The 349-nt window shown below is 55.6% G+C and carries 1 protein-coding gene; it reads left to right on the top strand.

Features of this window, described 5'->3' with window-relative positions; all coding sequences use genetic code 11:
• Positions 1-349, top strand: a 349-nt coding sequence (locus tag R0J87_RS18980; protein WP_498888170.1) for an MMPL family transporter, incomplete at both ends; no start/stop codon positions are given.

Here is a 349-nt window from a genome sequence, read left to right as displayed (position 1 = left end):
CTATCGGTCCTTCTATGGGTCAGCAGAACATTGACATGGGGATCCAGGCCTGTATCTGGGGCATGGTCGCCGTGATGTTGTTCACTTTGCTGTACTACCGCAAGTTCGGTCTGATTGCCAACCTGGCGCTGACGATGAACCTGGTATTGATCATTGGTGTGATGTCCATGATTCCGGGCGCCACTATGACCTTGCCGGGTATTGCCGGTATCGTGCTGACAGTGGGTATGGCGGTGGATGCCAACGTGCTGATCTTCGAGCGGATTCGTGAAGAGCTGCGCGATGGTCGCAGCCCGCAGCAGGCGATTCAGCAAGGTTACGCCAATGCGTTCAGCACTATCGCTGATGC

Source organism: Halomonas sp. SIMBA_159 (genome assembly GCF_046536035.1).
GTDB classification, from domain to species: domain Bacteria; phylum Pseudomonadota; class Gammaproteobacteria; order Pseudomonadales; family Halomonadaceae; genus Vreelandella; species Vreelandella venusta_A.
The sequence above is the reverse complement of the archived record's forward strand: the minus strand, read 5'-3'. Positions and strand labels throughout refer to the sequence as shown.